This is a genomic window from Aphanizomenon sp. UHCC 0183, assembly GCF_009712065.1.
In the GTDB taxonomy this organism is placed as follows: Bacteria; Cyanobacteriota; Cyanobacteriia; order Cyanobacteriales; family Nostocaceae; genus Dolichospermum; species Dolichospermum heterosporum.
Map to the genome: position 1 here is coordinate 31812 of NZ_VILC01000040.1, position 7507 is coordinate 39318.

The following is a 7507-nucleotide window of genomic DNA, read 5'->3' on the forward strand; positions in this document are numbered from 1 at the left end:
ATATGAGTCATAAACAATGGTTTTTAGGTTTATTGGTAGCATCTTTAATTTTATGGCTGATAGGTTTGGGTAATTTACCTTTACGAGATTGGGATGAAGGTACTTATGCTATAGTTGCTAGGGAAATTTATCGCACTGGTAACTGGATTTATCCGACTATACAAGGAGATCCTTTTTTATTAAAACCACCTTTGATGCAATGGTTTATTGCTGTTTGCTATCATATCGGAGGAGTGCAAGAATTTACTACCAGATTTCCGGGAGCATTTTTAACAGCTTTAGGAGTACCTTTACTTTATTTAATTGGACGTTTAGCTTTTAGAAAAAATTTACCAGCTTTATTTTCAGCTTTGGTTTATTTAACATTATTGCCTGTAGTCCGTCATGGTAGACTAGCAATGTTAGATGGAATGACTGTTTCCTTTTTCTTGTTATTGTTATTTTGCGTTCTCAAAGCCCGTCATGATAGAAAATATGCTGTTGGTATCGGATTTTGTTTGGGTTTAATTACTCTGACAAAGGGAATGTTAGTAGTAGTTTTAGCAGTAATAGCAGGTTTATTTATCATTGCTAATAAACAATTAGCTATATTAAAAAATCCATTTCTATGGATAGGAATGTTATTAGGTAATTTACCGGCTATTGCTTGGTATTTTGCCCAATGGCAACATTATGGTAATATTTTCTTAGAAGTGCATTTTCAATCCCAAGCTTTTGACAGACTGGGAAAAGCTGTGGAAGGTAATACTGGTCCGATTTGGTATTATTTACTGGAAGTGATAAAATATGGTTTTCCCTGGTTGTTATTTTTGCCAGGAGGTTTATATTTAAGTTGGAAAAATCGTCATACTGATTGGGGTTGTTTAACTCTCATTGGTACAATTATTTATTTTGCCATAGTTTCTTTAATGAGTACCAAATTACCTTGGTATATTATGCCCATATATCCATTTTTAGCTTTAGCGATTGGGGCTAATTTAAGTTATATTTGGCAGGAGGAGAAGTTTAAAACCAGATTTTTGACGGGATTTTTTGCATTTTTAGTTATCGTCGGTTTAGCAGGTTGCATTTATTTTAATATATTTGATAAACAGCCATTATTAATTGTAATGAGTGTTGTTTTAGCAATGACTATGGGGATGACATCATGGTTAGTTAATCAGCATAACCGTCAATTTATCCCGGTTTTATTTGCGGGGATGTATTTAGTTTTAGGAATGTTGATGAGTTCTCAATCATGGATATGGGAGTTAAATGAAAAATTCCCTGTTCTACCAGTGGCAGCGTTAATTAGAGATAATGTGCCACCTGGAACACAAATTTATACTTCTTTTCCTGATAGTCGTCCTAGTTTAGATTTTTATAGTGATTGTAAAATTATTCCTACATCTATGGCAGATTTAAAAGATAAGTTTGCTGATAAATCTTATTTATTATTGGGTCAGGATACTTTGCAGAAAATTAATTTAAATCAAAGTAAGGTTATGGGAGAAGCTAATGGTTTTAAATTGGTAGCTACAAATTAATGCTAATTAATATACAGGTAGGACTTGCTGAAAAACGGTGTACACACAAGTTATCGAATCACCATTATTCCTCGAATTACCCCACCCTAACCCTCCCCGATGCTTTGGGGAGGGAACTAATTTTTCCGGTTTCCCCCTAAAGCATCGGGGGGATTAAGGGGGGGTAATTTAACTTGTGTGTACACGATAGCCTTTATAAGGGGAGGGTTAGGGAGGGATAAAACATTTGATACAGCAATCATGACTTTTCAAACACCCTCTAAATGTCTTGGCTGGTGCGCCTATTTTTTCTGAAAATATTGCTGCGTATTCGCCATCAAATTCGCTTATTTGTAATAGTACGGCATAAAATCGGAAATTTTTCTAAATTTTCAGCAATTACCGCCATAATCAAAGACTTTGAGAAAGCTTTAGACAGATTATGATGGAAGTTTAGGGCTTGATGAAAAAGGTGATAATCACTCATGAGTACCGAAAACAATCTAGCCATTGTGGACTGGGAACCCCATCATCCACCTGCTGACTTAATATTTGATGATGGTGAAGTCTTGGAATCAAATAGACACCGGATTGCCATGAATGTCCTCATTCGTTCATTGCAGCAGCTTTGGTCTGACCGCAATGATTATTTTACTGGGGGCAATATGTTTATTTACTACAGCAGTAGCCAAATTCGTAATCGTGATTTTCGCGGTCCCGATTTTTTTGCTGTTCTCAATGTTGATGGTAGTAACCCTCGACAAGGTTGGGTAGTTTGGGAAGAAAATGGTCGCTATCCTGATGTGATTGTGGAATTAATGTCACGGTCTACAGCAGGAATAGATCAGGGAATTAAAAAAGACCTTTATGAACAGACTTTCCATACCTCCGATTATTTTGTCTATGACCCATTTGATGCTAATTCTTTACAAGGATGGCATTTAGATCATGAACAACAGTATCAGCCATTAAGACCAAATGAAAATGGTTGGCTATGGTGTAGACGTTTGGGTTTATGGTTGGGAACTTGGGAAGGAACTATAGATAGGGAAACTGCGATTTGGGTGCGGTTTTATGATGTTGCGGGCAATCTAGTTTTATTACCAGAGGAGGCAGCTAAATCACGAGAGGAGGAAGCTCAAGCAAAAGCAGCTAGGTTAGCTGCCAGATTACGAGAATTGGGTGAAAATCCAGATATGTTGTAATCGTTAGGTTTCCCAAATCCCCGACTTCTCAAGACAAATCACAATTTCTGGAGACGATTACAACAGAAGTCGGGGATCTTAATTTTTGTCTACTGAGTCCAATTAACTAGAAGCACTAGTATAAAACTGGAGGGCAAACCGCCAAAACTGGGTAGAAATGAAAAACAATATCAAAGCTAATAATCCTGCACCCAGCAACCAGGTAAGTTGAATTTGACCTAACATAGTTTGGGCGGGAACTGTAGTTAAAAAAGCTACTGGTACTATGAAGGTGAAGAAGAAGCGATAGGCAGCCGGATAACCTGTAATTGGGTATCTTCCAGCCTCTAAAAACCCTCTTAATACTTCAGTAATATTATATATCTTTACAAACCAAATACTAGTTGCTCCTAGTATAAACCACAGGCTATAAAGAATAACTAAACCACAAGTCAACGGAAAGATACTCAGTAAGTATTTATCAATACCTAAGTTAAGTTTTGTACCAGCATAGACAATGATCAATAGACCAAAGATTAAATCTGGTATTCCCCAGGGGGAAATGGTATGAAGAGATAACCAAAATTGACTACGAATAGGTTTTAATAATACGAAGTCTAAAGTCCCTTCTTGGACATGACGCACAATCCGATTTAAGTTGGGAGCGAGAAAGGTGGCAGCAAAGCCTTGTAATAGTGTGAAAATTCCTAAAACTACTAAAGCTGATTCCCATGACCAACCCGAAAAAGTGTAACCTGTACGGTAGAACAGGAATAAACTGAAGATACCACCCACTAAATTGCCTAAGCTACTAATAGCATAAATGATAAAATTTATACGATATTCCATTTCTGCGGAAATGGCAGCACTCCAAAATAATCTCAACACTTTTAAATATCTTTGCATTTTTCGTTTTTACCTCAATAGCTATTAGATATAAAATAATTTTATCTAAACTTAATCTTATTTTTTATTTTTATAAATTTATGAGCGCTAAAATGTGAAATGCAACTTCTTAAGCAAATTGGATTTTATGCGGTTTAATTTACCAGAATTAATGAAATCGCTGGGTTACTCTGGAGTATGGGGAATTATGTTTGCTGAATCTGGTTTATTGATTGGCTTTTTTGACGGATAACTTCAACTCACTTGTAATAATTTTTGACAACATAATGTAATGGCTAAACTATCTAACGAATTACAACGCTATTTTTTTGAAGAGGAAAGACCGGAAAAGGTAACTTTAGTAGATATTTTATTATTAGCTCAAGAAAGAATTTTTGGGTTTTTGCTGGTGATTTTGTCTCTACCGTCAGCTTTACCAGTTCCTGCACCTGGGTACTCAACTCCTTTTGGGGTGCTGATTTTTTTGTTGGCTATACAGTTAATTGCAGGTGCGAAAATCCCTTGGCTACCTGAGAAGATGCTTAATTATCCTCTGCAACTGACTACAGTTCAGGGATTTTTGAAAGCGGGACTGCCTTGGTTACGAAGAATTGAAGCTATTGCTCGTCCGCGTCTATCTTATATTTGCACCACATTACCAGGTAGAATCACTATTGGTAGTGCGATCGCTCTGATGGCTATTTCGATGATGATTCCCATACCGGGAACTAACACTTTACCTGCAATGGGGATTTTTGTTACAGCCTTTGGTTTATCAGAAGATGATGGTGCTATTAGTTTAGGTGGTTTAGTCCTGTGTGTAATGGGAGCAATTTTAACTACCTCAATTCTGTTTGCTTTGATGTGGGGTGGTTCTAGTCTACTTGATGTAATTAAGAGTTGGTTAGGAAGGTAGGGGAAGGTGACAGGTGACAGGTGACAGATAGGTAGGTTAATAACCCGATTACCAATTACCAATTACCAAATTAAACCAAAAACTGGTAGCGTCAAACAAGGAAAATATTTTTTGTGGATGTTACAACTTGAAAACACGTTCTAATTATTGGCAACTTTTACCCTATATCCGCACCCAGTGGGAAACTATCGCTAAGGGTTTTATAGGGATTTTAGGATATGTACTGGCAACTTTAACCCTGATTAATGTCGCGGGGAAGTTGGCAGTTCCCTTTGGGGATGGTAATGTATTAGCGATCGCTCAATTAGCCGGAATCAGTGCTGCTATCTTTCTTGTGCGCGGCTTTTTTCAGTCTGTGCAGGATTTATACATGGCCAAGGCAGCTTTAAGAATCGCTTTTTATCTCCGTCAACAGGTTTATACTCATTTACAAAAACTCAATCTCAGCTATTTTGAAACAGCTAAAGCTGGGGATTTATCCTATCGTCTCACGGAAGATGTTGATAGGGTTGGAGAAGTTATCAATAAGCTTTTTCATGATTTTACTCCCTGTGCTTTACAGTTAATTGCCATTCCCATTTACATGATTTATTTAAATTGGCAACTTACCCTAGCGACGGTAATTGTTGCGCCAATTATGGGAATTTTAATTGGTTGGTTTGGGGAACGTTTACGGAAATATTCTCTCAAAAGTCAAAGTCGTATTTCTGATTTATCGGCTATTTTAACGGAAGTTTTTAGCGGGATTCGCTTAATTCAAGCTTTTGCTGCGGAAAAATACGAAATAGAGCGATTTAGTTATGAAGCAGAACGCAGTTTTAAAGCTAAATATTCCGTAGAAAGATTAAAAGCTATTCAAATTCCCATTGTGGGTTTTTTAGAAGCTGTCAGTGCCTTATCTTTGTTAATGGTAGGAACTTGGCAAATATCTCAACGCAATTTAACGGTAGGTGAATTTTTTAGTTATTTAACAGCAGCAGCTTTGTTAATTGATCCTATTGGTCATACTACTAATAATTATAATGAATTTAAACAAGGTGAGGCATCGGTTGATCGAGTTTTTGAGTTATTAGCAATTCAACCAACGGTATTAGAAAAACCCAATGCTATTACCCTTCCTGCTGTCAATGGTAAAGTTGAATATCGCAATATTACTTTTGCCTATAAATCAGGAGAACCTGTATTAAATAATATTAGTTTATTAGTCATGCCCGGTCAAGCTATTGCCCTTGTTGGTGCTTCTGGTGCTGGGAAAACTACTTTTGTGAACCTATTACCTCGATTCTATGATCCTGAATTTGGGGAAATTTTTATAGATGGCATAAATATCCGAGATGTGACATTAAATAGTTTAAGAAAACAGATTGGGATTGTTCCCCAAGAAACAATTATGTTTTCGGGAACTATTGCCCAAAATATCGCTTTCGGACAAAATGATTTTGATATGAATGCAGTAGAAGAAGCTGCAAAAATCGCCAATGCTCATCAATTTATTCAGCAATTACCAGAAGGTTATCATACTTGGGTAGGAGAGCGAGGTGTGAATTTATCCGGGGGACAAAGACAACGAATTGCGATCGCTCGTGCTGTCCTTCTTAACCCGCAAATATTGATACTTGATGAAGCCACATCGGCTTTAGATTCAGAATCAGAAGCTTTGGTACAAGAGGCTTTGGAGAGATTGATGGCAAACCGCACGGTGTTAATTATTGCCCATAGATTATCAACGGTGCGGAAGTGCGATCGCATTTTGGTGTTGGAAAAAGGGCAAATTGTGGAGTCGGGAAATCATGAGGAATTATTAGGATTAGAAGGGAGATATGCCCGGTATTATGCTCAACAATAAGATCCATAAGATCCCCGACTTCTCTAAGAAGTCGGGGATCTGAAATTCTCGCAAGGGATACGAGACGCTACTGCAAACGCTATAATCCAATAATATGCTCATAGTTTAATCCCCAGCGTTCTTTCTCAGATATATCAGTTTTCGTCGCTTTATCATAAGTTAAAATTATCCTAAACTAAGAATACTTTTGATATTTATAACTTATAGTAATTTGCCTTTATATTTCCTTAATAATTAATTGAGAATCTTTTCTATTTATCAACGAGGTTGCAATACTTTCCGCGATTTGCTATAATTCAAGAGAATTTCATAATTGGGTTACTCTTGTCAATTTTGGATCTTTTAGAAGATGTTAATCTGAAACCCTTTATTGACAGTAGTTTTAGAAATCAATTTTCCAGGCTGATACAAAACTTTACAAAAATAACAGCTATTCCCTCAACAATTTTGGCCATGAATTTGCTCAGAAATGATCTAATTTGAGCGATGGTAAAAATTTACTATTGACAAATTGACAAAAAAGTGATATCTAACCTGTCAATATTATTAATTTTAGTGATATTAAATCAACATGAATTACCTTAACTTCGATATATGTAGGGGTTTAGCACTGCTAAACCCCTACATATCGTATCAATTACAGGATGGTTTGCTGAATATCCCCTAAACAATCACAAAATTATTAACATTCAATGTTCCGGTTAATCCTGTGACTTCAATGATGGCATCATTAGCAGCATTAAACCCTGCGATTGCATCATTAATAGCCACAAAGGTTTTTTGTCCAAAACTGAATTGAGCAGCGTAATTTGAACCAAAGGCTGCTAATTTTGCCCCAATACCAGCAGCATCTAGAGTATTAACTGCTCCCACATCCACAAATCCAGCTAATGCCGTAGAAACACGGAACAAATCATTACCTGGAGTGGCGTTGAAATCAGTGATGACATCAAAATTAGCTAGGAGAGAATCAGTGAGATTTTGATAAACAAACTTATCGCTGCCTAAACCACCAGTTAGAGTATCTTTACCACCTGCACCAGTGAGAATATCGTTATTTGCACCACCAATGAGGATATCATTAGCACTAGTGCCTGTTAGAGTCAAACTAGAAGGATTACCTGTCACACCATCACCATTAATATCTACACCAAAGACAGTTTCTTTAGTC

At 36.8% G+C, this 7507-nt stretch carries 6 protein-coding genes; 4 read left to right on the plus strand and 2 right to left on the minus strand.

Going from position 1 to position 7507, the window contains the following annotated elements:
* Positions 1 to 2: 2 nt before the first annotated feature.
* Positions 3 to 1526 carry a glycosyltransferase family 39 protein gene (locus FJR37_RS15095; protein ID WP_168466394.1) on the plus strand — a complete coding sequence of 508 codons (1524 nt, stop codon included), beginning with the start codon at positions 3 to 5 and terminating at the stop codon, positions 1524 to 1526.
* Positions 1527 to 1990: 464 nt separating this feature from the next.
* Positions 1991 to 2710 carry a Uma2 family endonuclease gene (locus FJR37_RS15100; RefSeq protein WP_168466395.1) on the plus strand — a complete coding sequence of 240 codons (720 nt, stop codon included), beginning with the start codon at positions 1991 to 1993 and terminating at the stop codon, positions 2708 to 2710.
* A 102-nt stretch (positions 2711 to 2812) separates the two neighbouring features.
* On the opposite strand, the gene FJR37_RS15105 is transcribed toward FJR37_RS15100, so the two are convergent.
* On the minus strand, positions 2813 to 3595 hold the full coding sequence (locus FJR37_RS15105; protein WP_168466396.1) for an ABC transporter permease: 783 nt from the start codon (positions 3593 to 3595) through the stop codon (positions 2813 to 2815).
* Between the two features lie 271 nt (positions 3596 to 3866).
* On the opposite strand from FJR37_RS15105, the gene FJR37_RS15115 reads away from it, so the two are divergent.
* Together FJR37_RS15115 and FJR37_RS15120 are read left to right on the plus strand one after the other, a co-directional pair.
* Positions 3867 to 4490 (plus strand): exopolysaccharide biosynthesis protein, encoded by a 624-nt coding sequence (locus FJR37_RS15115; RefSeq protein WP_027402073.1) that lies wholly within the window; start codon positions 3867 to 3869, stop codon positions 4488 to 4490.
* Between the two features lie 127 nt (positions 4491 to 4617).
* Complete coding sequence (locus FJR37_RS15120) at positions 4618 to 6336, plus strand: ABC transporter ATP-binding protein (protein WP_168466397.1); 1719 nt, start codon at positions 4618 to 4620, stop codon at positions 6334 to 6336.
* Between the two features lie 663 nt (positions 6337 to 6999).
* Here FJR37_RS15120 and FJR37_RS15125 read toward each other — a convergent pair.
* Positions 7000 to 7507 (minus strand): calcium-binding protein (locus FJR37_RS15125; protein ID WP_168466398.1); only part of this gene is annotated, 508 nt, incomplete at its 5' end.

What these genes read in the sequence shown, in the direction of transcription:
- FJR37_RS15095 (WP_168466394.1), top strand. Translation starts at nt 3, where the DNA reads ATGAGTCATAAACAATGGTTTTTAGGTTTATTGGTAGCATCTTTAATT.
- FJR37_RS15100 (WP_168466395.1), top strand. Translation starts at nt 1,991, where the DNA reads ATGAGTACCGAAAACAATCTAGCCATTGTGGACTGGGAACCCCATCAT.
- FJR37_RS15105 (WP_168466396.1), bottom strand. Translation starts at nt 3,595, where the DNA reads ATGCAAAGATATTTAAAAGTGTTGAGATTATTTTGGAGTGCTGCCATT.
- FJR37_RS15115 (WP_027402073.1), top strand. Translation starts at nt 3,867, where the DNA reads ATGGCTAAACTATCTAACGAATTACAACGCTATTTTTTTGAAGAGGAA.